Source organism: Streptomyces sp. ISL-43, from assembly GCF_018614195.1.
GTDB lineage: Bacteria > Actinomycetota > Actinomycetes > Streptomycetales > Streptomycetaceae > Streptomyces.
In genome coordinates, this window is record NZ_JAGGOT010000014.1 from 16602 (window position 1) to 40502 (window position 23901).

The 23901-nt window shown below is 69.0% G+C and carries 15 protein-coding genes and 1 pseudogene; 11 read left to right on the forward strand and 5 right to left on the reverse strand.

Features of this window, described 5'->3' with window-relative positions; genetic code table 11:
- Positions 1-5: 5 nt before the first annotated feature.
- The gene (locus J7F03_RS10165) at positions 6-536 is read right to left on the reverse strand and encodes a hypothetical protein (RefSeq protein ID WP_214948369.1); all 531 of its coding nucleotides are present in this window, start codon (positions 534-536) and stop codon (positions 6-8) included.
- Between the two features lie 225 nt (positions 537-761).
- On the opposite strand from J7F03_RS10165, the pseudogene J7F03_RS40930 reads away from it, so the two are divergent.
- From J7F03_RS40930 to J7F03_RS10200, 7 genes and pseudogenes are all read left to right on the forward strand, one after another.
- Positions 762-962 (forward strand): annotated as a pseudogene (locus J7F03_RS40930) (ATP-binding protein); the annotation flags it as partial.
- A gap of 175 nt (positions 963-1137) precedes the next feature.
- A complete protein-coding gene (locus J7F03_RS10175; RefSeq protein ID WP_214948370.1) occupies positions 1138-1290 on the forward strand; it encodes a hypothetical protein in 153 nt (50 codons plus the stop codon).
- 706 nt (positions 1291-1996) lie between these two features.
- Positions 1997-5044: a hypothetical protein gene (locus tag J7F03_RS10180; RefSeq protein ID WP_214948371.1), complete on the forward strand. Its 3048-nt coding sequence runs from the start codon at positions 1997-1999 to the stop codon at positions 5042-5044.
- A 269-nt stretch (positions 5045-5313) separates the two neighbouring features.
- Positions 5314-5970: a CAP domain-containing protein gene (locus J7F03_RS10185; protein ID WP_214948372.1), complete on the forward strand. Its 657-nt coding sequence runs from the start codon at positions 5314-5316 to the stop codon at positions 5968-5970.
- A 135-nt stretch (positions 5971-6105) separates the two neighbouring features.
- Positions 6106-6675 carry a hypothetical protein gene (locus J7F03_RS10190; RefSeq protein ID WP_214948373.1) on the forward strand — a complete coding sequence of 190 codons (570 nt, stop codon included), beginning with the start codon at positions 6106-6108 and terminating at the stop codon, positions 6673-6675.
- Positions 6672-7538 carry a DUF5995 family protein gene (locus tag J7F03_RS10195; protein ID WP_214948374.1) on the forward strand — a complete coding sequence of 289 codons (867 nt, stop codon included), beginning with the start codon at positions 6672-6674 and terminating at the stop codon, positions 7536-7538. Before J7F03_RS10190 ends, J7F03_RS10195 begins: the two co-directional genes overlap by 4 nt.
- 372 nt (positions 7539-7910) lie before the next feature.
- Positions 7911-8390: a hypothetical protein gene (locus J7F03_RS10200; RefSeq protein WP_214948375.1), complete on the forward strand. Its 480-nt coding sequence runs from the start codon at positions 7911-7913 to the stop codon at positions 8388-8390.
- Between the two features lie 84 nt (positions 8391-8474).
- Here the strand turns inward: J7F03_RS10200 and J7F03_RS10205 are convergent, their stop codons facing one another.
- A complete protein-coding gene (locus tag J7F03_RS10205; protein ID WP_214948376.1) occupies positions 8475-9866 on the reverse strand; it encodes a hypothetical protein in 1392 nt (463 codons plus the stop codon).
- Positions 9867-9984: 118 nt separating this feature from the next.
- Positions 9985-11691 (reverse strand): thiamine pyrophosphate-binding protein, encoded by a 1707-nt coding sequence (locus J7F03_RS10210; RefSeq protein WP_214948377.1) that lies wholly within the window; start codon positions 11689-11691, stop codon positions 9985-9987.
- Positions 11692-12316: 625 nt separating this feature from the next.
- On the opposite strand from J7F03_RS10210, the gene J7F03_RS10215 reads away from it, so the two are divergent.
- Positions 12317-15178 (forward strand): peroxidase family protein, encoded by a 2862-nt coding sequence (locus tag J7F03_RS10215; RefSeq protein ID WP_214948378.1) that lies wholly within the window; start codon positions 12317-12319, stop codon positions 15176-15178.
- A gap of 250 nt (positions 15179-15428) precedes the next feature.
- Here J7F03_RS10215 and J7F03_RS10220 read toward each other — a convergent pair whose 3' ends face one another.
- Positions 15429-15635, reverse strand: coding sequence for a hypothetical protein (locus J7F03_RS10220; RefSeq protein WP_214948379.1), 207 nt, complete (start codon positions 15633-15635; stop codon positions 15429-15431).
- Positions 15636-15766: 131 nt separating this feature from the next.
- On the opposite strand from J7F03_RS10220, the gene J7F03_RS10225 reads away from it, so the two are divergent.
- Positions 15767-17158, forward strand: a complete 1392-nt coding sequence (locus J7F03_RS10225) for a hypothetical protein (protein WP_214948380.1) — start codon at positions 15767-15769, stop codon at positions 17156-17158.
- 346 nt (positions 17159-17504) lie between these two features.
- Here the strand turns inward: J7F03_RS10225 and J7F03_RS10230 are convergent, their stop codons facing one another.
- The gene (locus tag J7F03_RS10230) at positions 17505-18359 is read right to left on the reverse strand and encodes a caspase family protein (protein WP_214948381.1); all 855 of its coding nucleotides are present in this window, start codon (positions 18357-18359) and stop codon (positions 17505-17507) included.
- Between the two features lie 178 nt (positions 18360-18537).
- Between J7F03_RS10230 and J7F03_RS10235 the strand changes: the two genes are divergently transcribed.
- Both J7F03_RS10235 and J7F03_RS10240 read left to right on the forward strand, forming a co-directional pair.
- The gene (locus tag J7F03_RS10235) at positions 18538-19428 is read left to right on the forward strand and encodes a DNA/RNA non-specific endonuclease (RefSeq protein WP_214948382.1); all 891 of its coding nucleotides are present in this window, start codon (positions 18538-18540) and stop codon (positions 19426-19428) included.
- Between the two features lie 320 nt (positions 19429-19748).
- Positions 19749-23900 carry an AAA family ATPase gene (locus J7F03_RS10240; protein ID WP_214948383.1) on the forward strand — a complete coding sequence of 1384 codons (4152 nt, stop codon included), beginning with the start codon at positions 19749-19751 and terminating at the stop codon, positions 23898-23900.
- The last annotated feature ends 1 nt before the right edge of the window (position 23901 follow it).

Sequence of the window (23901 nt, forward strand, 5' to 3'; positions counted from 1 at the left end):
GACGATCACCGCTGGTCGCGGAGGTCGACGCCGATCGCCTCGCCGCCCGCCTCGACCCGGCCGGCCCGGACGTCACCGTGAATCCACCCGGAGGCGCGGTCGGCCCGGACCGCCGCCACGTAGCCCGCCACAGCGTCGACGTCGATCCGCCCATGGACCAGGGGTGGGCCGGCAGGGCGTGCCTCGCCGTCGAACGTCACGGAGACGCCGTACACGGCCTCGAGGACGCCGCGCAGGGCGTCGACGCGGCGAACCAGCGCCTCGTTCGACGGATCGATCTCGTCGACCCCGGATACGAATTCGTGCAGATCGGCCCGGAGCGCCCGCAGGTCCTCGGAGAACCGCTCCACCACGGCGGGTGCGGCCACGGGCAGGACCGGCGGCTCGGCGACGACGGCCGGGGTGTCCACGGTGGACTGCTCCGCGCGGCGCTCACGACGGGCTCTGAGCAGTTCGCCCGCCTGGTCGTAGAGGAATCTGACGCCCTCGGTGAGCGCCGCGGCGGACAGCGCCGCCAGGGGGAGCAGATCTGACATGTCGGCAACCCGATCACTCGCTGTCATCAGGGCGTCTACAGTATCGCGGTATCCTTCTGCTCGTTGGGAGCACACGTCGACCTAATGTCCCAGTGACCTCCACAGCTCCCCACGCCGATCCGCCGTCCGCAACGCTTTCCGGTCGTCATCCTGGGCGTCGGACCCGCCGGGCTGACCATCAACAACATCCTGCGGGCGGCGTCCATCGACTGTCTCGTCCTGGAACTGCGCGCCGGCCCCACACCCCGCGACATCCGCCACGGACTGTTCAACGCACTCGGCCCCCCAGGAGAACCTCCCATCCGGCCCATCGAGTTCGACAACCTCCTCAAGGACACCCTCGCCGAGGAGTTCCGGATCCTGGTGTGCGATGAGGCGCAGTGGATGAAGAAGACGTCCTTCGAGTACTGGCGACACCTGTGGGACGACAAGCGCACCGACATCGCCGTGGTCTTCGCCGGCTGCGACGGCTGCTACAAGGTCCTGCTGCGCGAGCCGATGCTCGCCTCCCGCATCCACGTCTGGCAGGAGTTCACCCGGCTCTCACGTGCCGAGGTCCTCCAGACCATCCCCGTCTTCCATCACCGTCACTCCGGCTCTGATGGAAACCGTCGACAAACAGGCCGCCCACGGCAGCTTCCGCAACTGGGCATGCATCACCGCCCACGTCCTGACCGGGATGCGCAAGAAGAGCTTGACCGAGGTCGACGAACCCCTCATCCACTGGGTCTACAGCAAAATCGGCGGCATGTAATGCCGAGGACCGGCCCCCCGTCCACCCGCGCAGGCCCGGCACCTGCCACACCGCCGCCCGTCACCATCCTCATCGACGCCGACGACCATCCAGCCGTCACCGCCCAGGCGCCGGCCTCACACCACGTCGCAGCCGGGCGAATCACCGTGGACCCCACACCCGCCACCACAGCCCCCGCCGCCCTGGCCCAGGACATCCTCCACGCACTCGGCAAAACTTGCTTCGGCACCCCGGCCGGCCACGGCACCTGGGCCGACTCCCTCACCCCCGCCTGGACAGCGGTCCGCGCCTGGACCACCGCCCTACAGATCACCGACCTGACCTCACCCGCGCCCACCGGCTCACCGCACACCGACTACAGCAACTCCTTCACCTGCGAGAACACACCGGCATCCACCTCACGCTGGTCTGGCACACCCGGCCCACCCGCAGCCTCCCGCTACTCCTGGCCGGCATCGACCACCACACCACCCACACCCTCACAGCCCTGCCCGAACCCACCGGCACGGCCCCGGCACCGGCCAACCGCCGGCCACCACGAACAGCCAACCTGTGGCTCGATCCACCACAGCCCCTGCCCGGCTTCGCCGTCTCACGGACAGGACGTGGCCCGTGCGCTGGTGTCGAGACACTCCCCTACCCGGCCACGCCCACAACACCGATACGAATGACGTCGGGACGGGGTCCGGATGACTACTCTGCGTACATGCCGAATGCTCCGACGCAGTCGAGGTTGCGAGAGATTCCGGGCTGGGCGGTGGGGCTGTGTCTGTTCGGGCTCACCGCCGGTCTCTGCATGATCATCTGGTACGCGGTGGATCCGCCGTTCCTGGACAAGCCCGCAGGGAGCAGAGAACTGCTCCTGCAGTTCGCGGCGACGGCCGAAGAGGCCCGCGCCGTCGTGAAGGGCGTCGAAGGCGGGGGCGGGGGCGGGGACAAGCTGTTCCAGGACGGCCTCGTGCTCGACTGGCGCCTGTTCATTCCCGGGTACGCGCTGGCCCTGGCCGGGGCCTTCGGGCTCGGGCACCTCTTCCTCTACCGGGAGTCCACGCGGCTGTGGGCCCGGCGCGCCCTCACCCTCACCGCCGTGCCGGTGGCAGCGGACTGCGTGGAGAACATCTTCCTCTGGAGAGCTCTGAACCGGCTTGCCGCCGACCCGGTACCGGACCTGACGCGGGCGGCCTATTTCGCCCAGCTGAAATGGGCGCTCGTCGTCCCGCTGGTGGCAGCGGCCATCCTGATCGTCGTCATCCTCTACTGCCGCCGGGTGCTGGACCCCTCCTTCGTGCGGAGTGCGCGGGAGGACCGTCCCCGTCCCGTCGTGGCCCACGCCCACCGGCTCGTGGACGGCACGGAGAGCCAGTGGAGCGACCCGGACGTGATCCTCCCGCCTGCCGCGCCCCACGACTGGGAGCGCCGGACCGAGTGGACCGCCCCCGACCCGGCGCAACCACGCCAGACCGAGGCCCAGAACCCGAAGGACAGTGCGGTGACCCGCTGGCGTACCCGCGCCTACCAGCCGCCCGGTCGGCAGCCCGCGGAGCTCGGCTTCTGCGTCTCCGGCGGCGGCATCCGGTCGGCATCGGTCGCCCTCGGCGCGCTGCAGGCACTGCGCGGGCAATTGCTCAAGGCGACGTATCTGGTGTCGGTGTCCGGCGGCGGGTACACCGCCGGGGCCTTCCAACTGGCGCTGACCGATGCCCGGCTCCGGGCCCCGGACGGGAGCCCTTCGGTGCGACCCGGGCTCGCGCAACCCGCGGATGTGTTCGCGCCGGGCAGCCCGGAGGAGGACCACATCCGCCGGCACGCGAAGTACCTGGCGGACGCGCCCAAGGAGAAGCTGAACGCCGCGGGGGCGGTGCTGCGGGGGATGGCCGTCTCCTTCGGCATGCTGGCGCTGGTCTTCACCGTGGCGGGTCAGTTCCTGCACCAGTTCTACTCGTACGTTCCGCTGACCGAACTCCGCCCCCTCGCGGCGGAAGGGGAGGTGTTCGACTCGTCCTTTGATCTGTACCCGAACGCCTGGCAGCCCGTCCTCGCCCTGTTCGGCCTGGCCGGCCTGGTGTCCGTCGGGTACGCCTTCACGCGGGCCGGCAGCGGCAAGTCCCGCCCCGCATGGCTGCGCAGCACGGTGAACACGCTCACCGGCCTCGCGCTGGCGGTCACCGTGTACTCGGTCGTCCTTCCTTCGGTGATCTGGTTCTTCGCCTCTCTGGCCCACAAGGCCGACAAGGGGGGGTATTGGGACGACAGCGGGGCGGGAGTCGCCTTGCTCGGCGCGATCACGGCGGCGGCGACCGCCGTGGGTACCTGGTTCATTGCGGTCACCAAAACGGTGAAGAAGCTGAAGCCGGACGGTGAGCAGGCAGGTCCGCTCGCCAGGGGCGGCACATCCCTCGTCACGCAGGTCGGCACCAGCTGGGTGAAAGCCGTGGTGTGCTGGCTGGTGCTGCTCCTGGTCGCGTTCTTCGGCCTCGCCCTCATGTCCTGGGCCGCCGTCTACGCGGGCAGCTGGCACGCGGGGTGGAAGTGGGGGGTGCCGCTCGCCCTGATCGTGCTGACGCTCGTGATCGACCAGACCACCTTCAGCCTGCACCCCTTCTACCGACAGCGGTTGGCCGGTGCCTTCGCCGTGCGCCGCGCGGTGTTGAAGGACGGCTCGGTCGGCGCCCTGCCGTACGACTACAACAACGAGCCGACCCCGCTGAACCCCTACGCACAGAAGGTGGAGGGCTTTCCTCAGGTCATCTTCGCCGCCTCCGCGGCCGTCTCGCTGCGCAACCGCACCGCGCCCGGCCGGCCCGCCGTGCCCTTCACCTTCGCCTCCGACTACTGCGGCGGACCCGACACGGGCTGGGTTCGCACCGGCACTCTGCAGAAGACGGCCCCGGCGCTGATCGGGCGCGACCTGACCGTACAGTCCGCCGTCGCCGTGTCCGGAGCGGCCTTCGCCTCCGCGATGGGCTCACAGACGATGTTCATGGAGCGGCTGCTCGCGCTGTCCAACGTGCGGCTCGGCACCTGGGTGCCCAACCCCCTGTACCTCGCGGAACTGGCGACGTACGGGCCCAACCGGATCATGCCGCGGCTGCCGCGGGTACGGCGGCTGCGGTACCAACTCCAGGAGCTGGTGGGCCGGTACTCGGACACCACTCCCCTACTGCTGTGCACCGACGGCGGGCACTTCGACAATCTCGGTCTGGTCGAGATGCTCCGGCTCCGCTGCCGGACCATCTACGTCATCGACGCCTCGGGGGACTCGCCGCCGCTGGCGACCACCCTCGCGCAGGCGATCACACTCGCCTACGAGGACCTCGGAGTGACGATCACCTTCGATGACGAGGGGCAGAATCTGCTGAACCTGGTACCCGGCAGCGCGAAACCGCTCGCGCCCGAGGCGCCGATGGCCTCCCTGAACGCCCGGTTCTCCGCCACCTGCGTGGTGCGCGGCACGATCGAGTACCCGGAACGGGTCCAGTTCTCGCCCGACACACCGGCCGCCACAAAGGGGACGATCATCTACGTGAAGGCCGGTCTGACCCCTGACATGCCGTACGAGCTGCTCAGTTACGCCCTCCGGGAGAAGGCCTTCCCCCGCCAGGCCACCTTCGACCAGTGGTTCGACCACGCCCAGTTCGACGCCTACCGGGCGCTCGGACACCACCTCGGCACCAAGGCCGCGGAGGTACGCCCCGCTCACGCAGCGCGGTGCGGTGTCAGGCGCCGCGGGTCCGGGCACGCGTCTCAGCCGTAGCGGGGGGCGGGGGGAGGAAGTGCTGGAGCACAGCCTGGGCGTTCCCCACGACCGAGCCGGCCAGCCCCTTACCGGGAGTTGACGGTCTGCCACCGAATTGACCCGCGGAGCCCGCCCCGCCGATACCCGGCCGCCGGGCGGCCGGGTAGGGCCGAGTGGCAGAGCCACCCGGTGGAGCGCACCATGGGAGGCGGCGCACCGTGCCGTCCCCACCACCTCCAGTTCCGGACCTCTTCCTGTGCCGGTACGCGGGAGAGGAGGGAGTCTCCATGAGAATCCGCATTCCGCGCGCCACCGCCGTCGTCTCCTTCGCAGCCGCGGTCGCCCTGTCGGTTCCGCTCGTCCCGGCGGCCGCCGCCCCGACCGCTGCCGCCCCGGTGGACTGCACCCAGATGGGCCCCGAGGCCGACGACATAGCGCCTTCCGCCAACCCGGGCCGTTTCGGCTTCGGGACCATGTTCCAGACCCTGGCCACCATGTGCCTGATCAACGACGAGCGTCGGCGCCTCGGGCTCTCGGAACTCCCGCTCAACTCCGAGCTGACGTCGGCGGCCCGTACGCACCTGAACGCCTCCTTGACCCAGAAGTGGTGGGGCAAGGGCAAGAATCCGCACCAGAACCCGAAGGTTTCCGGAAGCGCCGATGAACAGATCGGGCGCCGCATCAAGGACGCCGGCTACTGCGCGAACGGCGGGTCGTGGAGCGGCCACGAGATCGCGTACAACGGGTGGGGCGGAGCCGGCACTCCGAAAGCGGCCGTCAACTGGTGGCTGAACATCAGTACGCAAGGCCACGCCGAGATCATCCGCGACCCCACCCTGACCGACATGGGTGCCGCGTCCAGGGGCGGAGCGGCGGACCCGGCCGGAGCCAACCAGAGCCAGGCGGGCACCTACGTGGTCACCTTCGGCAAGTGCGAGCCGTAGGGATGCCGCTGTCGCCCCCGGCTGGGCTCCCCTGACCTGCGGCCGGTCGTCCACGGGGCCAGGTCCACACGGCCGACCGAGAGACACGCCTGCCACTCACGTTCCGTGCGCGCAGTCGACGCTACCCTACACAGGGTGACGAACAACAGTGCGCCGTCCCGCTCAGCCTCCCCCAGTCACATCTACTACTTCGACGTGGGGGCCGGAGAGTGGCAGGGGGAGTTCACCTTCCGGGTCACCTCGTGGCGACGCCTCCGGAACACCCGCGGCATCGGGCTGCGGAACCGGGCGCTCGTCGTCGCGATGGCCCTCACCCAGCGGCTGACCGGCGCGTCCCGGCTGGAGTCGACGATCGTGGCCACCCCGTCCGCGGGCGCCTTCGGCGTGGCCGACAACGTGGTCAGGGTCTCCAAGTTCGGGGTGACCCTGTACCTGTTGAAGGAGCGCTACCTGCTCGATCCTGACGGCAGGGGCGTCACCGTAGAGGCGAACGAGCAGTTCAGCCCCGTGCCGGGCATCCTGACGCGGAAGTTCACCTACCCCGCGGAGATCCAGCCCTCCGGCATGGGGTCCACTTACCACATGCCGCTGCTGGGAAGCCCGTGGACGGCGACGTACCGGGTGGGAACCGACCGGCAGAGCCTGGCGGGGGAACTCGTCTGTGACTGGGCGAAGGCGACGGAGAACGCCCGCCGGGCCTCATGACCGGGGACCCGACTGCCGCTGCCGCGGCCGCTGCTGCCGAGAAGGTCGCCGGGGTCGTCGGGGAGCTCGCCGCCCGCGTCGAGCGGTACGACGCCCTGCGGGACCCGCGCGCGGTATTCGCCTACACCTACTTCCGGCTCACCTCCGACCTCGCCGCCAGCCTGCGCGCGAACAGCCTGTCGTTCAGGGCGCCCGAGTGGGTGGCCGACCTGTCCGTCTCCCTCGCCGCGGCCTATTTCACGGCGATGGACGCCATCGACACCTGGCTGGGCCCCGTCCCCGATGCCCGGCCCGGCGGGGAGGTCCTCTCCGCAGATCTTCCGGAAACCGTCCCGAAACCCTGGCGGGACGTCTACGCCGCCTCGACCGTGCGGCACTCCTACGTCCTGGAGGAGGTGCTCTTCTCGATGATGGCGCACATGTCCTACGATCTGCCGCTGGCGCTGCGGGTCCTGGCCGCGCGCGAGGACGTACACCACCGCATCGCCGACTTCCACCGCATGAACGACCTGCTGGCCTCCTCCGTCGACGTGGTCCAGGACGAGATCGCCGCCCGCTACTGCCGTCGGCTGAGCTCACTGGACCGTTTGTTCATCCGCGACGACGAACTCTTCACCAGCTACGGGATCCGGGTCGCTCGGGGCCTGGCCTGGTTCAACTGCGACAGGCTCCTGGATCCGGGTGCGAGCGGCGAGGCGATGGGCTCCATCAGCAGGTCCACGGCCGCGTTCATCGCCGAGTTCCGCTCACCGGACGACTGGAAGCGCCGCCGGGCCTTCCAGGTCCTGCGGGGACTGGTCCCTTCCCGTCGGCAGTGGCCGCCGCCGGGGACGCCCATCGAGGTGGGCGGACTGCCCGGCTGATCCGGACGCCTCGCGTCGTAGAAACGTAGCCTCACCAGGCGAAATTCACCCGTTCGGAATATGCTTGAACCATTGTCTCCCGGGGAATGCGGACGTTCCGCCAGGCAGCAGAGCGCGGACGCCGCCGACACCAAGGGTCGTCGAGTTCTTGCCGCAGCGATGCCGTACGAGCGTCCCCGGGCCGCCTCGTGCGGCGACGTAGTCGATGCCTCCTTCGGACCCTCACCGCCCAGTCCCGTGACTACGGCTTCGTCATCCAGGCCTGCAACCGCGGCGCGTTGACCAGCTCTTCCCGTATCCGGCGGTCTCCGCAGGTCCACCTGAATGTGCGCCCGTAGGACTGATGGTTCCGAACTGCCCTAAGGAGCAGTCATGCACACGTTCCCACGCTCAGCATCTCGCTGGTCGCGCCGCTTCGCAGTAACCGCAACAGCGCTGGCCGTGGTCGGCCTCGGAGTCTCACCGACGGCGACGGCGACGGCGACGGCAGACGCGGCACCCGCCGGCCTGCCCACCCAGGTCCGGTCGACGCCGGCCAGTCTGGACAAGGCACCTGGAGGCCTCTACTTGTTCCAGTACACCTACCGGAACCACCTCAAGATCGGCGGTGGCAACTTCACCCTCGGCGGCAAGGTCTACGTGGCCGTCAAGTTCAACTCGGGCCAGATCAAGTACCACGGCACCGTGACCGCGAAGACGAATTCCGGTATCCCCGGCGGGGCCGTCTATCTGGAGACGAACATCTCCGCTCCCTGCGCCCCCGGGAACAACGGCTATGCCGTGGCGTACGACCACAGCACCGAGACCTGGTCGTCGAGACTGCCGGTGGCCATCTGCGTACGGTTCGACTGAGGTTGACGGCCCCGCACCGCGAGGGGTTCCCAGGACTGTCCGGGACGGTCACCGTCCCGGACAGATCCGTTCCGCAGGGTCCTGTCACCCTTCCCCGTGCCAGTACTCGTCGTGCGTGCGGTGGGCCTCGGTCAGACCGTCGCGGAAGTACCGCTCGTAGTAGGCGTTTTCGAGGTGATGGGCCTGCAGCCACACGCCCGGTACGTGGATCGTGTCGCAGTGGGCGGGAAACCGCCCGTGAGTCTCGTAGATGTAGGTACAGATGTCCCGCGTACACGCGATGACGTCGGCGGAGTAGTCGCTGGCCTCGTGCAGGTACTGGCTGCCGAACTCCCCCCGGTAGATACGGGCGAACAACCCCTCGTCGGAGTAGATGCCCGTCGGCCCGAACTTGCCCGCCACGACGGCGTCGACCGCCTCGCCCATGGTGGCGTAGTTGGGCGGACACATCGCCTTGATGAGGTGTTCACCGTTGTGCCGCAGGCCGACGGCGGTCGCCCTCAGGTCCGCGTAGCGCGGGAGCGGCACCTGCCAGCGCAGGAGGTCCGCCGGTCTCCACCGTGGGGTGGTCCAGTCGAAATCGAGCATGGGACCGTAGGTGGGACGGAACCTCGGGTCGCCCAGCATGATCGACGGGGCGATCGAGGCGTGGATCCAGGCTCCGAGACCCATGGCGTCGGCGGTGAGCATGAGGTTCTGGAGCAGCAGGTCGGCCTCGATCTGCGTGCGCATGGCCCAGATGAAGCCCAGGGGCAGCTTGATGTCTTCGTTCAGGAACCCCGACTTCACCCATTTGCGCACGCCCGCCGAGCGGTAGAGGTTCCGGTCGTCGACGATCGCCGGCCGTGCCCCCTCGGGCTGGGTCAGCAGGTACATCAGCCCGTTGATGTACTGCCGTGACAGGTCCACCACGGGGAAGAGGAGGGTGCTGCCCGGGAGGTTCGACAGGAACCGGTTCGAGTCGAGGTAGGCGGGGAAGTCCCGCCTTCCTTCCGGTACGTCGATGCGGTGGTCGAGCACCCGCACCTTCGCCTCGGCGGCGCGCGAGCAGAGGGTCTCCGCGTCGAACGCCGCCGCCCCGCCGTCGGATGCAGGGGGCAGGTTGCGCAGGAAGTAGGTGCCGGTGTCGTTGATCAGGAAGAAGTGCGTGCCCTGCGCGTTGTCGGGGCTGCCCGCGGTCCGGCCGGCCATGTTGAGGTTCGGCTTGGCCATGATGGGCTTGCCGTCGCGGGGGTCGGCGAAAGGGCGGTCCGGCATGGTGAGGCCGGAGCAGCCCGTGATGGCGATGAGTACGGCCTCTTCGAGCTCTGTGAGCGGGGCTCGTGGTGCGGTGGAGGCCCAGCTCATCGAACCGGCCTCGACCGAGCTGCCGCGGCTGACCCGGTGGGTGCGGCGACGCCAGATCGACGTGAGCAGCGGGCGGTTCACAAGGGCCTCGAACCCGGCACGGCTGTGGGTGTTCAGCGGGTCGTTCATCATGCTGTCCCTTCACGGCGCGACCGGACGAGCCGGTCTGCCCGGCCTCGGCACCCCACACCGTGCCGTTCGCCGTGGGCGCGGGGCTCGCCGGGGGGAGGAGCGGACACGGACGCTGTCAGCCGCGCAAGCGTGCCTCGATGGTCTCGACGAGGCCGGCGATGACGCCGTCGGGCGAGGGGCTGTAGTGGGGGACGGCCCATCGCGTGATCCGGGCGTCGATGAGGGAGGGCCGGCCGGAGGCGAGCGCTTCACGGAACGCCTTCTCGAACTCCTCCAGCGTCTCGACGCGGTAGCCGTCGGCGCCGCACGCCTGCGCGTATGCGGCGAAGTCCGGGTTCTGGAACTCGACGAGCCCCGTCTCCCCGTAGGTGACGAGCTGGAACAGTTTGATCAGCTTGAATTCCTGGTCGTCGAAGATGATCCAGATGACGGGGATGTCGTTCTCGACGGCGGTCATCAGCTCGAAACCGGACAACGAGTAGCAGCCGTCACCGCACCCGACGACGACGGTCCGTTCCGGGTGTGCGAGCTTCATTCCGATGGCACCGTTGACATGGCCGGCCATCGGCCCGAAGGAACCGACCTTGCGGAAGTTCTGCCCCTCCTCCAGCTCGACGTAGTAGCTGAGCCAGGCGAGGTGTGCTCCCGCGTCGGCGAGCAGAACACCTCGTGGGGGCAGCATCCTGCCGATCGCCTGGGCCAGCTCCCCCGGGTGGATCTTTCCGGTCAGGTGCGTGATGTGACGGGCTTCGTAGTCGCGGCCGTCGACGTCGACCGCCGGGACGTCGCCGACCCGTTTGTCGAGCGCCTCGTGGAGGGCGGCAACCCCGAGGCGCGCATCGGAGAGCAGCGCGTAGTCGGGCCGGTAGGCCTTGCGGAACTCGGTCTCGGAGATGTTCACATGGACGAGCACCTTGTTATCGAAGAGGTCTTCGCGGTAGTTGAACGTGGCGTGCTGATTCAGGGAGTTGCCGACGCACAGCACGACATCGGCCTCGCGGAACGCCTTCCACGCGCTGGAGTGTCCGCTGTCCGCGAAGACGCCCACCGAGAGCGGGTGCCCCTCGGAGACGATGCCCTTGCCGTCCAGTGTGGTGAGCAAGGGAATCTGGAACCGTTCGATGAAGCGCCGGACCTCCGCTCCCGCTCCGCTGCGGATCGCGCCGAACCCGACGAGCGCCACGATGCGCTTGCGCCGTGTGAGGGCGTCGGCCAGCATCGAGGCGATCGCCTCCACGCGGGCCGGATCCGGGACGACCGGGGCTACGTCGAGCCGGATGTGCCGGAAGTCCGTGACCTCGACACCGCGGTGGGTGAGGTCCTCGGGAACGTGGATGTGCACCGGCCCGGGCCTTCCTTCGAAGGCGATGTTGACGGCTTCCTCGAGCACATCACACGTGTCGGCGGCATCGGTGAGCAGGAAGGACTTCTTCGTCGTGGCGGCGAACATGGCCCGGGAGTCGGGCGTCCGGTTCAGGCCCGAGGTTTCGTTGAGGGAGCCCCATCCCTGCCATGCCCTCGAGGCGTATCCCGAGACCGCCAGGACGGGGTAGGAGTCGGACATCGCCACAGCCAGACCGGAGAACAGGTTGAACGCACCCGGCCCGGCCGTTGCGAAGCAGAAGCCCAATTGGTTCGTGTACATCGCGTGGCCGCACGCCATGAAGGACGCGGCCTGCTCATGCCGCGTGATGACCGGCCGGATCTGCTGCGAATGCTTCAGCGCCAGCATCAGGCCGGCGGCGTTCTCTCCGGCACCGCCGAAAGCGGCCCGTACTCCGATGTCTTCCAGGCCCTTGACTATGGCTTCGTAAACCCTCATCGCCGTTCCCTCGTCCACTCCCCCGCATTTGTTGTCGGCGAGTGCGGTGTCGACGCGGCACGTGGTGCGGCCGTGTCGGCGCAGTCACCCATGACGGAGCCGTCTCGAGCGTCCCCGGCTGCCGGGAATGACGCCTCGGGCGAGGAGCTGTGGTGGCCGTGGTGGCTGTGGCTGTGGTGCGGTAGGGCCTACCGAGTGATCTCGGCGTCGGTCCCCGTCGGCCAACGGCGACGTACCCTGGTCGCGCGGACCGACCGGGTGTGGCCCACTGATGCGGGAAGAAGCGTTCGGACGCGCCGGACAGCTCTGCCGTGCGGTCTTCCGAAACCAGTTTGCCAGTACTCGACACATCCCGCTCCCGCACATGAAGTGGGCCGTACGAGTGGCAGGGCCGGCGTCACCGCTGAGGGCGCCCGCAGAACTCGTGCGGCGGTTCCCTACCGGGGCGCGAAGCGGATGCCACCCGTCTGCGTTGTTCCGCGCGCCGCGGCCGCACCACTGGGTCAGGGTTGCTGTGTGAACCCAGGTGCCCGCGGACCAAGTCTCGGGCAGCCGTGCAGCGTGACCTCGTCGTCCGCCGGCATTGCGTCCGGACAGCGGGGTGCGCCTTGGCGAAGAGGCACACATGGCCGAGATCAGGCAGTACGAGCACTACGTGGGCGGCAACCCGGAGGCGGAACGACTCATCTTCGAGCGGCTCGCCCGTGAGCTCATGCGGGTCCAGCTCAAGTCCAAGAAGCGCAGTGGCGCAGCCGACCTCGCGCGGACGTTCCACGCCAAGGCCGTTCTCGGCGCGGAGAACGCGCGTCTGGCCTTCGTCGGCGACCTGCCCCCCGACCTGCGGACCGGCTTCGCCCAACCGGGTGCCCAGTACCCCGTCACCGTGCGGCTCTCCAATGCGAACGGCGCCCGCCAGCCCGACCACGCCCCCGATCTGCGCGGGGCGGCCTTGCGCATCGCGGCAGGAGCCGACGAAGCGCACGACCTGCTGATGACGAGCCATCCGGTCTCGCATGCGCGCAACGCGCGCGAGTTCGTCGAATTCGCGAAGGCCATGGCGGGCGCCGACTCGACACCGCGGAAGGCCCTCGCGCTGTTCGTCACGCTGCCGCTCGCGGTCGGATGGTCCACGGCCGCGCGCATGCGGCGCAACGTGCGTGCGGGTACGAGCCGCACGGTGCGCAGCCTGGCGCTGGAGACGTACTGGAGCCGCGGCGCCATCCTGTGGGGTGACGCGGGGCCGGTGCGTTATCAGCTGGGCCCCGCAGCCGACGCTCCGTCGGCCCCCGCCCCCTCCGGCACTGACCCCGATTTCCTGCAGCACGAACTCGCACAGCGGCTGAAGGAGGCAGATGTCGTCTTCGAGTTGTACGTCCAGCGCTACGTGGATGCCCGCCGGACGCCCATCGAGGACGGCGCGGCCGAGTGGAAGGAGGAGGACACGCCTCTTGTGCGGGTGGCAACGCTGACCATCCCTCGACATGACATCGGCTCGGCCGAGGCTCGAGCCGCAGCGGCACGGGTTGACGAGCTCGCCTTCAACCCGTGGAACACGACGGAGGAGTTTCGGCCCCTCGGAAACCTCAACCGTGCACGCAAGGTCGCCTACGAAGCCAGCAGCGCCCACCGCCTGGGCCACCGGTTCGCCAACGTCGAGCCCCGACGCAACGCCGTACTGGGCGTGCCGTTGCGCGCCGCCTTCCGCGGCCTCAACCGATTCGTCCCCTGGCACCGGCTGCCCACACGCCTCGGTCTGCTGAACCTCGTGGCCTTTCGGCAGAAGCTGCGCCAGTACAACCTGGTCGACACCGAGGTCCGCGAGGCTCCGCCCAGAACCCAGCCCGTACCCGATCCCATCGACGAGGACATGCGGCTCGCGCGGAGCTACGACGGCACGTACAACGACCTGTCCGCACCGACGATGGGCGCTGTCGGGTCCGCCTTCGGCCGGAACCTCGCACCCGTCTACCAACCGGACCTGTTCGACGTACCGAACCCGGTCACTGTCAGTCGGGAGCTGCTGCACCGCGACGTCTTCATCCCGGCACGCTCCCTCAACGTCCTGGCCGCCGCCTGGATCCAGTTCCAGGTGCACGACTGGGTCAACCACAAGCGCTATCCCACCGGTACGAAGAGCGTCGAGGTGCCGCTCCCTCCCGGTGTCACGTGGCAGAACACGCCGGGCGGACGTCCCGAGGAGGTCATGCGCTTCGCTGAGAACGAAGGGCTGCACCCGGCCGACGGCAAGGGTCCGCCGACGCTGTTCGCCAACGCGGCGTCCCAGTGGTGGGACGGCTCCGAGATCTACGGCGGCGACGAGAGCACCGGAAGGTCGCTGCGCGAGCCGGGTGGCGGTGCCGCGCTGCGCTTGGAGGACGACTACCTGCCGGCCGGGCCGGACGGCCTCCCGCTCACCGGGTTCGCGGAGAGCTGGTGGTACGGCCTGAGCGCCATGCAGACCCTCTTCGCCCGCGAGCACAACGCCGTGTGCGAAGCGCTGCGGCAGGAGTACCCGAGGTTGAGCGAGGACCGTGTCTACCAGACTGCGCGACTGGTCGTCTCGGCTCTCATCGCGAAGATCCACACCGTGGAGTGGACTCCCGCGATCCTCGCCACCGAAGTGATCGACATCGGTCTCAAGACCAACTGGCAGGGGCCGCCGAAGAAGTGGCTCGAACAATTGGGACTGTGGCTCTTCGAGACGCATTCACTGACCGGCATCCCCGAGACCCTGCCGGACCACCATGCCGCTCCGTACTCGCTCACCGAGGACTTCGTCACCGTCTACCGCATGCACCCGCTGCTCCCCGACGACTTCGAGATCGTGGACCACCGGCTCGGCCGGCGTCTGGACACCCTCGGCTTCAACGACGTGCAGGGCCCCGCTGCGGAGGCGCTCATCCGCAGGACCGGTCTGGCCAATTCGCTGTACTCACTCGGCATCGCTCATCCCGGCGCGATCACCCTGCACAATTACCCCCGCGCCCTGCGGGCGTTCGAGCGGGACGGCGAGATCATCGACCTGTCCGTGGTCGACTTGGTACGCACCCGGCGCCGCGGTGTACCGCGCTACAACGACTTCCGGGCAGGTCTGCACAAGCCGCGCGTGCGGCGGTTCGAGGACGTGTCTTCCGACGCGGAGACGATCGCACGCTTGAAGGAGGTCTACCGCGATGTCGATCAGATCGACACCATGGTCGGTCTCTTCGCCGAGAACCCGCCGCAGGGCTTCGGCTTCAGCGACACCGCCTTCCGCATCTTCATCCTGATGGCGACCCGCCGCCTGCAGAGCGATCGCTTCCTCACGGTCGACTTCAGGCCCGAGGTGTACACCCCCTTGGGCATCGACTGGATCCAGCGCAATGGCATGACCAGCGTGGTGGTGCGGCACTGCCCCGAGTTGGCGGGCCTCCTGCCGCGCACGGCCAGCGCGTTCGCGCCCTGGCGCCTGGCCACGGCGAAGGAAGCCGAAGGCGGTCGCGGCTGAGAGGACGCTCATGCGGCGGCCCGCACGGGCGGTGGGGCGGCTACGCACGTGCGCCGGGGTGGGGCGGGCGTGGCCCCTCCCCCGCCCGGCCATCCGACCGTTTCCCGTCTCGACGCGACAGCCGGCCCCCACCATGACCCCAAGCGACCCGGCAAGCAGAAACGGGCCGCCGGACAACCAACGACCCGTCACGAGACATCGAACCCAAGGCGCCGTGCGCCCCGAACGAGAAGGGGCGGGCGGGCGGCGTTCACTTCGTGGTGATGGGTTCGCCGTCGTGCTCGCCGCCTATGCAGGTCCACAGGCCGGTGCCGGAGTCGTACTCCACCTTTCCAACCTTGTCAGCGATGCACTCCGGTCCGGTGACAGCCGGTGCGGCAGCCTGCGCGACGGGTACTGCGGCGCCGAGAACGGCCAGTACGAGTGCGGCGGTGAATCCGAGAATACGTCTACGCATGAGAGCTCCTCTGGGGACGAGCTAAACCAACACACACATCAACTTCAGCTTCGCCCTGCGCCGCGTTGATCGCACCCTGACGCGGGGGTGCTCAGGGGGCGCGTTCCGCGGACAGGCGTCAGGCTGGTGTCATGGCGAACACGCCCGAGGTAGCCGTAGGGCCTCCTGATGACCTCGGCTTGCGGAAGGTCCTGATCGACGGCGACCTCGCGGGGAAGGCCCGGTCCCACGGGGAGCTCCGAAGAATCCTGGATCGTGCTGGTGTGGCACTCGGGCACCACGACATCCAATGGCTCGGCGGAGACTGCACTGTCTGGCCGGACCGGGTGGGGCGGCGACTGACAATCGGCCTCCTCATGGTCTTCGGCTTCCTCGCGACCGCATGTCCGCTCTTCCAGATCGGAATATCGGACAGCGGTGATGCCCTGACCTACGGCGGACGGATCGCAGGAGTTACCGTCCTCGTTGCGGCCGTGGTGGAACTGGCCGCCGCCGGGGCGGCGTTCGACTACTGGGGCAAGCGGCGATGGCGCAACTCGGGTGTGGCCGTTCTGGCCGGAGTGGTAATCGCCCTCCTCTGTGGAATTTCCCTCCTCCTGCTGCAGATCGGCGAGCGTTTCACCGGCTACACCGTGATCGGGATCGCCCTCTGCGTCTGGTCCTCCGCGGCGCTGGTCGGACTTGTCAAACTGCGGGCGTGGAAAGGTCTCCGCAACCCCAAGAAGATCGCGATCGGTGCCATCATCTCCACCCTTCTCGCCGGCGCCAACCTGGCATATTCACAGATCTACCTTCCCTATGTGAGAACCCCGCTGATACAGAGTGGGGCGGAGTTCAAAGAGTCGAGTATGAAAAACGGAGCGGCGCAGCTGTATGTGACGGTCCATCTGTACGTGAAGAACGCGGGCCAGGTTCCCGTCTACATCCTCGACAGCAAGTACTGGATCCATGGCGGGCCCGCGAGCAGTAGCTCCGACGTCAAGCCCGGCGCGTTCGAATTGATCTACGATGGCGCCTTCGTCACGCCGGTGGGCAGCGTGTTGAACCCAGGGGAGGAAGTCGCACAGGACGTGGTCGTCGAGATCAAGGATCCCACTCCGCGCAAGTATGAAGCCATCAGGGCCCAGACCGAGGTGTACGTGATCAGGAAAGACCGAACGAAAATACCCGCCGGTTACGAGCGTTCCGGGATCGGGGGCAAGGAGCTCGCAGAAGAGGCCAAGAAGGAGAAGGGATATCCTCCCGACGCAAAGTACAGGTATCGATCCGAGATCTCGAACAGCAGTGAAATCCTGAACGTGACCCGGGGTCGGCAGCGGATAACAGTGTTCAGAGTGGTCAGTGGTGAGTGGCCGCGCGTTGTTGTGGACGTGTCGCCGCCGGGTGAACGGACAGAGTTCGATCCCGTGAATCCCTACGCGAAGGAAGAGGTCAATGACCGGTACGGTCTCTCGCCGGTGCGTGGCTCCACGGTGCAGACGCCCTATCAGGAGCTCCTGGAGAAGGCCCGCTCAAGCGGGTAAGGGGACGAGTCCGGCCAGGCGAAGGGGCGGGCGGTCCGGGCGGGCGCGCAGGCCGACGCGTCGAGCAGCAGCGTCACTGTCGGCCTCAGGCGGCGTTTGTGTTTCCCCGAGTAGTACGGGGTGTCGGCGGCGATCGGGGCTCGCGGTTGGCGTCGGGGACGAGGACGGCGGAGCCGAGAGCCCCGAGGATTTCCTCGGGGCTCGTACTCGAGCAGGTCCTGGGCGGCGAGCGGCCACTCGACGCCTCGCCCGTCCGCGTCCTGCGGCCACGGGGCGATCGGAAGCAGCTCGCGGAGCACACCCCCTTATACGACGGCTCCCGGGGGCGGCCGTACGGCAGTCGGTGTCAGATGGTGAACGGCTTCTGCTTGAGGAAGCCGTCCGCCGGGCTGCCCGTCGTGTAGAAGTTCGGGCTCTGGATGACGGGCATGCGCTTTTGGATGTCGCGGTGGAAGGTGCGGTAGTCGCCCTGGAAGGCGCCCTTCCCCCACACCTTGAGAAGGTTCGCGGTGAACAGTCCGTTGACGTCTCCGTCGGACGCCACCTGGTTGTCCTGGCAGGCGGCGATGAGCACGACGCCGGGCGCCGGGCGACCGCCGTTGCCGTCCTTGAGTTCGCGCTGGAGGCCCTCGTAGAACGCCCGGTCCCGTGCGAAGATCTGCTGCTGCTTGAGCAACGGCATCAGCCGGGACGCCGCCTCCACCTGGCCCGGGTCACGGGTCTGGAACTGCGACTGCAGCGCCTCCGGGGTGAGCAGCCCCTGGAGGGACTCGATGGCGCTGCCGCTGTGGCAGGAGTCCAGCAGGACGAAGATCCTGACCCCCTCCTCGAACCGGCGGAACTCCCGGTCCAGCTCGTCGTCGAGGAACTGGCGGTCGAAGAACACCAGCGTCTCGTCCAGCCGGTCGGGCTCGACGTCCGATCCGACGGTGTTGTCCATCTGGCCGCCGTGGCCCGAGTAGGTGAAGAGCAAGATGTCCCCGCTCTTGAGCCGTCCGGCCGCGTTGCGCAGCTCCGCGGTGATGTTCTCCACCGTGCCGTCGCCAGTCAGGATGACGGTGTCGTCGAACCCGCTGGCGCGGGCCGCCGCCGCCATGTCGCGGGCGTCGTTCTCGCAGGCCAGGAGCTTGCCGTCCCAGCCGTCGTAGGCGTCGGGATCGACCTTGTTCAGACCGACATGGATGGACAGGCCAGTGGGCACGGGTACTCCTCGGGGCGTGGCGGGCAAGTGGGGTCGACAACATGGGTTCCGCAGTGGCCGCCGCCTGAACCGGGGCGCGGGGGACGCCGCCCGATCGGGCCTGCCGAGGGGAGCCGCTGTTCGGGTGACCCGTGGCATCGGACCGTAAACGATCACTTGGGCACGGTATTGCTATTTTATGAACGCAATCGACACGCCACCGGATCGGGCTGCGGGCGCCAAAGCACGGCAGGACTCTCTCGCCGATCGCACCGGCTACGAGGAGTCCTTCCTCGGTACCGTCGTCCCGCTCCCCCTGCCGGCCGCGACCGGGATCGAGACCGTGGTCCTCCCCTACACCCACTTCACCGTCGTCCTGCGCCCAGACCGCAGGCTGGCCGCCTCCACCGCCGTCTGCATCGACGGCGAGCGGATCGTGGAGGACGTACCCCGTGACGACGCCTGGGGGTTCGACCCGCGCGTACCCGAGGCCCAGCAGGCCGGCAACGACATCTACCGCGACAACTCCCTGGACCGGGGGCACCTGGTCCGCCGCCTGGACCCGGTCTGGGGTGCCGTGTCCGAGGCCAACCGCGCGAACACGGACACCTTCCACTTCACCAACGCGGCGCCGCAGCAGGACGTCTTCAACCAGGGCAAAGAGCTGTGGCAGGGGCTGGAGAACCATCTGCTCGACCACGCGGCCCAGTTCGACCGCAAGCTGTCCGTTTTCACCGGTCCCGTCCTGCACGACTCCGACCCGCCCTACCGGGGCATCCAGGTGCCGCTGCGGTTCTGGAAGGTGGCCGCCTTCGTCCAGAACGGCCGACTGGCCTCGACCGGGTACATCCTCGACCAGAGCCCGGACCTCAGCCGGGACCGCGAGCGGGCGATGGCGAGCGCCAAGCCCGGCGATCCGCCGCCGCTCGGCCCGTACCGCACGTTCCAGGTGCCGGTCACCGACGTCGTCGAGCTCACCGGCCTCGACTTCGGGCCGCTGCCGGCCGCCGACCTCATGCCCGTCACCCGCGCACCCGCGGAGCGCTGGAAGCGTCTCGAGAGCTACGAGGACGTGGTCCTGGGCAGCTGACGGACGACGCCACCGTCGTCTACGTCTACGTCTACGTCCACGGCAACGGCAACGGCAACGGCAACGGCAACGCTCCGCGAGGCCCGCCGGGACGTCACCCTGTTCGTCACCGCGGGATCTCCTCTCGGTATCACCGAGGTCCAGGACCGGCTCGCGCTCCCGACGGCGGTCCCGGCGGGTGTGGCGGGCTGGTCCAATGTCTCGGGCCTGCGGGACCTGGTGCCGCTTGCCGCGTTGCGACGGACCGGGCCGAGTGAAACCATGACAGGTATCAGGCAGTCCGTCTTCCACGCCGCTACGGCGGCCTGTGCAGGTGCGGTATGTCTCCCAAGGACACCGAATGGGGACTCGTCACCGAAATGGTGCGGGACCACTTCTTCATTTCCGGCGAACCCCGACCCAAGCTGGTCCAGTTCGGATTCTCACCCGAGTTCGTGAGCAGAATCCCACTGAGTTATGTGAGCAGCGACAATTCGGTCGCCCTGGTCGAGGCAGTGCGGAACAGTGGCATCGAAACCCAACTCCAGCTGCTCAGTACGCTCGTGCGGATCGACTCGCTGATCTCCCTCCCGGCCGGAAAGGAGGCCGAGCGCCTCAAGTGCGAGCTGGAGGAGGCCGTGCGGCTGCACATTTCACCCCAGGACTTCTTCCTCAGCAGGGTGCTCAGCAACGGCGCCGAGGTGTTCATCGACCGGGTGGACTTCAGGAAGCGGCTCCGCCAATTCTTCGAGAATCCCGACAAGACGGTTCTGGTAGTGGACGGAGAGCCGGACAGTGGGCGCTCCTACAGTTACAAGCTGATCCGGCACATAGGCGAGCACTGCAATTTCCGGCCGGTGCGGGTGACGCTGAACCGGACCTCGACCGCCGAGCAGGTGGTCCAGCGGCTCACCGAGTCCGTCGCGGACCCGAACGCAACCCTCTCGCCGTTGAATCCGACACAATTGAACGATCCACTACCTGAGATCGATGCAGCGCTGCACCGCGTCGTCAGGCAGGCCACGACCGCGCGCGGGCAGTACTGGCTGGTGCTGGACGACTGCGACAAGCTCGACGTCAATTCCGATGTCTGGGACTGCATCGGAAAGCTGGCCCTGACCATCTACAACCAGAGGCCGGCGCCGCCGGACGTACCGCCCCGGCTGGTACTGCTCGGGTACTCACCGACGATGCGCCAGCTCCCGTACGAGATACGCAAGAACGAGGTCAGGGACACCGCCCGGATGTTCGGCCCGGACGATCTGCAGGAGTTCTTCCGGCAGTTCTTCACGGAGGCCTCGACGCCCCCGGACACGAAGCGAATCGCCAGCCTCGTGGAGACGACCGTCCCCGCCGTCCTCCACGCGGGAGAGGCCTCCGGGCCGGACAGCTACATGCGCAAGGTCTGCACGGCGGCAGCGGAGTCGGTCCGCCTCTACGGCGCGCTCGTACCCGGTGAGGACTTCGGCACGCGCCTGAGCGAGCGGCTGCACGCCGCGGCGGCCGCCCCCGGTCCCGCAGACGTGTCGGACCCGCGCAAGGCCTACCGGGAAGCGGCGTCCCTGCTGGGCCGGTTCGACCCGGCCCGGCTGAAGCTGCCCGGCGAGGAGGAGCCCTCCGGGGCGGCCGGCCTGGAGCTGCTGCGCGACTGCCGGGCCGTCGGCGCGCGCAACACTTTCAGCTGGGTACTCAAGCCGGAGGCTCGTGACACGGCGCTGCGCGGCTTCGCCGATCCGGAAGCGGCCCACCTCGCCCTGCTGGCCAACCTCGAGCAGATCCCGCCCGGCTCGGGCCCGGAAAGCACCGCGTTGGCCTACCTCGACGGCACCCCCCCGGACCTCGCCCACCAGAAGCTGGACGAGCTGCCGCACACGCTGCAGGCGGTGTTGTGGCTCGCGCAGATCCCGGGCATCACCGGCATCCCGCAGAGCGGGGAGGTCCAGCAGCTACTGGACCGGGCGCGGCTGATGCAGCCCCTCGAACGCCTCGCACGCAGCTCCTTCCAGGGGCGCGTCGAGGAACTCGCCCGGTTGCGCGCCTACATCGGACTGCCCACGCCGTTCCAGGACGAGTTCACCCGGGCGCTCGGCAGCGGCACGAAGCGGCCAGTGCTGATCCACGGGCTGAGCGGCGTCGGCAAGAGCGCTCTGCTCACTACGTTCCTCCGGGACAGCCTGCGCGACTTCCCGACCCCGTTCCCCTTCGCGTACGTCGACTTCGCACGGCCCACCCTCTCGGTCCACGAACCAGCCACCCTGATCGCGGAGATGGCTCGCCAGCTCCGCGTCCAGTTCCCGGAGCATCACGCCGATTTCGACGCCCTGGCGCATGCGTGCGAGGAGACCGTAGGCCTCCACCGGGCCGAAGAGGACACGGTCGACGAGCTCTACGAGCTCGCCACCACCCGGGCGACGATGGCGCGGCTCTCCCAGTCGGGCGTGCACGCCCTGTCCGCCGCGCGCGAGGGCATGCTGGCGGCCCAGCTCGCGACGCTCGTCGTCCAGGCGGTGGGGGTGCCCGCGGCGCAGCAGCCGCCCCTGGTACTCGTGATCGACTCCTTCGAGGAGGCCCAGTACCGCGGTTCCCCGGAGCTCGGCCGCATGTGGGGTATCTGGTCGGCACTCCAGAAGGTGCACCCGAGGCTGCGGACCGTCGTCGCCGGGCGGCTGCTCAAGGAGCATCCGGCCCGGTTGGTGGAGCCCCTGACCATCGAGTTGAACGAACTTGGCCCGGAGGCCTCGGCGGCCCTCCTGACCTGCTGCGGGGTGACCGACGAACGACTCGCCGAGAAGCTCGCCGACCGCGTGGGCGGGAATCCCCTGAGCCTGAAGCTGGCGGCGCGGGCAGCCGAGCAGGAGGGCGACCCGGCCGAGTCGCTGAACGAACTGATCGAGAGCCTGCCCCGGCGGCGCCGGCACTTCTTCCGCAAGGTCGACCAGATGCTCATCCAGGGGATCCTGTACGAGCGGATCCTGAGGCGCATCGGGGAGGAGGACGTCCGTGCCCTGGCCCAGGCCGGAATGGCGCTGCGGACCATCACCCCCGGACTGATCCGGGAAGTCCTCGCCGAGCCGTGCGGACTGACGGTGGACTCCGACCTGGAGGCGGAGCGTCTCTTCGGGCTGTTCTCCCGGCTCGACCTGGTGGAATCCGCCGCTCCGGGGAGCGTGCGCCACCGGACCGATCTGCGGGCCATCATGCTGCGGCTGGCCGACCGCGCCCGTCCGGACCTGATGCGGGCGGTCGGGCAGCGGGCCGTCGCGTACTACGCGGCATGCGAGGGTTTGGAGCCGCGGGCGGAGGAGATCTACCACCGGCTGCGGTTGAACGAGAGCCCGCGCGAGGTGGAGCTGCGCTGGCTGCCCGGTGTCGAGCGGTTCCTCGTCGGGGCCGACGAGGACATGGCGGGACGGTCCGCCGCGTACCTCGCCGGGCGCTTCGGCGGTCACACCCCGGACGAGGTGATGGCGAAGGCGGACCAGGAGGACTGGGAGCGCATCACCGCCCACGAGGTGGAGGACCTGCTGTCGCAGGGGTACACCGACGAGGCCGCAGCCCGGCTCGAGGGGCGGCGCCCGTGGACCTCGGGCAGCCCGTTGCACCCGCTGTGGGTCGAGACCCTGGACCGGCTGGGCCGTCGTACCGATGCCCGGGCAGCCGCCGACGCGGCCGTGGACCGCGCCGAGGAGGACGGCTTCCCCGGACTGCAGCTGGAGCTGCTGCTCCTCTCGGCGCGCCTGGCCGAGGCGGACGGCGACCGAGGCGAGGCCGACGACGACCTCGCCGAGGCCGAGGAGATCGCCACGGGCCTGGGCAAGGACTTCGAGGCACTGGGCGCCCTGCTGACCCGTGCACAATTGGCGTCGGGCGCCGAGGAACACGATCAGGAGGTCGAGGGCAGGCTCGCCGAGCGACTGCGGCGGCTGCCCGACGCGGAGCTCGTCCGGCAGCCCGCCCTGGTGCGTGCCGCGGTCGCCGAGGTCTCGCGCGACCACCCGCGGATCCTGGAGCACGCCCTGGACGTCGTGGGCCTGCCCGAGACCGAGGACGGGGTCCTGGACATACTCGGCGAGGCGATCACCCGCGTGGTAGCCGGTCGGCCCGAGCTGCGGGCCTCGCTGCGCCGCCTTCTGGAGGACTCCGCGAGCCCGCCCGACCGGAGGTTCACGACCGGGGCCACCGACCAGGGGGTGCAGGGCATGCTGCGCGAGGCGCGCCGGCTCGGGACGCTCGACGGGCTCGCCAGGCGCCTCCTGGCCCTCGACGACCGGAGCGGCGAGCTCGTCTCGGGCGTGGCGGCAGTGATGGGCGCCGGTGCCACCACCCCCGGCCGGGACGTACCCACGGACGCGCGGCCGGTCGCGTCGGAGCCGGGCGCGTCGGAGCCGGTCGCGTCGGAGCCGGGCGCGTCGGAGCCGGGCGCGTCGGAGCCGGGCGACGCGGACCCCTCAGCAGAGAGCCCAGCCGAAGGGAACGGCCACAGAGCGGCCTGAT

Excerpts from the sequence above, each read along its gene's own strand:
- J7F03_RS10235 (WP_214948382.1), top strand. The coding sequence starts at position 18,538 with ATGAACGCAATCGACACGCCACCGGATCGGGCTGCGGGCGCCAAAGCA.
- J7F03_RS10185 (WP_214948372.1), top strand. The coding sequence starts at position 5,314 with ATGAGAATCCGCATTCCGCGCGCCACCGCCGTCGTCTCCTTCGCAGCC.
- J7F03_RS10180 (WP_214948371.1), top strand. The coding sequence starts at position 1,997 with ATGCCGAATGCTCCGACGCAGTCGAGGTTGCGAGAGATTCCGGGCTGG.
- J7F03_RS10195 (WP_214948374.1), top strand. The coding sequence starts at position 6,672 with ATGACCGGGGACCCGACTGCCGCTGCCGCGGCCGCTGCTGCCGAGAAG.
- J7F03_RS10225 (WP_214948380.1), top strand. The coding sequence starts at position 15,767 with ATGGCGAACACGCCCGAGGTAGCCGTAGGGCCTCCTGATGACCTCGGC.
- J7F03_RS10220 (WP_214948379.1), bottom strand. The coding sequence starts at position 15,635 with ATGCGTAGACGTATTCTCGGATTCACCGCCGCACTCGTACTGGCCGTT.
- J7F03_RS10205 (WP_214948376.1), bottom strand. The coding sequence starts at position 9,866 with ATGAACGACCCGCTGAACACCCACAGCCGTGCCGGGTTCGAGGCCCTT.
- J7F03_RS10165 (WP_214948369.1), bottom strand. The coding sequence starts at position 536 with ATGTCAGATCTGCTCCCCCTGGCGGCGCTGTCCGCCGCGGCGCTCACC.
- J7F03_RS10210 (WP_214948377.1), bottom strand. The coding sequence starts at position 11,691 with ATGAGGGTTTACGAAGCCATAGTCAAGGGCCTGGAAGACATCGGAGTA.
- J7F03_RS10240 (WP_214948383.1), top strand. The coding sequence starts at position 19,749 with ATGTCTCCCAAGGACACCGAATGGGGACTCGTCACCGAAATGGTGCGG.
- J7F03_RS10175 (WP_214948370.1), top strand. The coding sequence starts at position 1,138 with ATGGAAACCGTCGACAAACAGGCCGCCCACGGCAGCTTCCGCAACTGG.
- J7F03_RS10215 (WP_214948378.1), top strand. The coding sequence starts at position 12,317 with ATGGCCGAGATCAGGCAGTACGAGCACTACGTGGGCGGCAACCCGGAG.
- J7F03_RS10200 (WP_214948375.1), top strand. The coding sequence starts at position 7,911 with ATGCACACGTTCCCACGCTCAGCATCTCGCTGGTCGCGCCGCTTCGCA.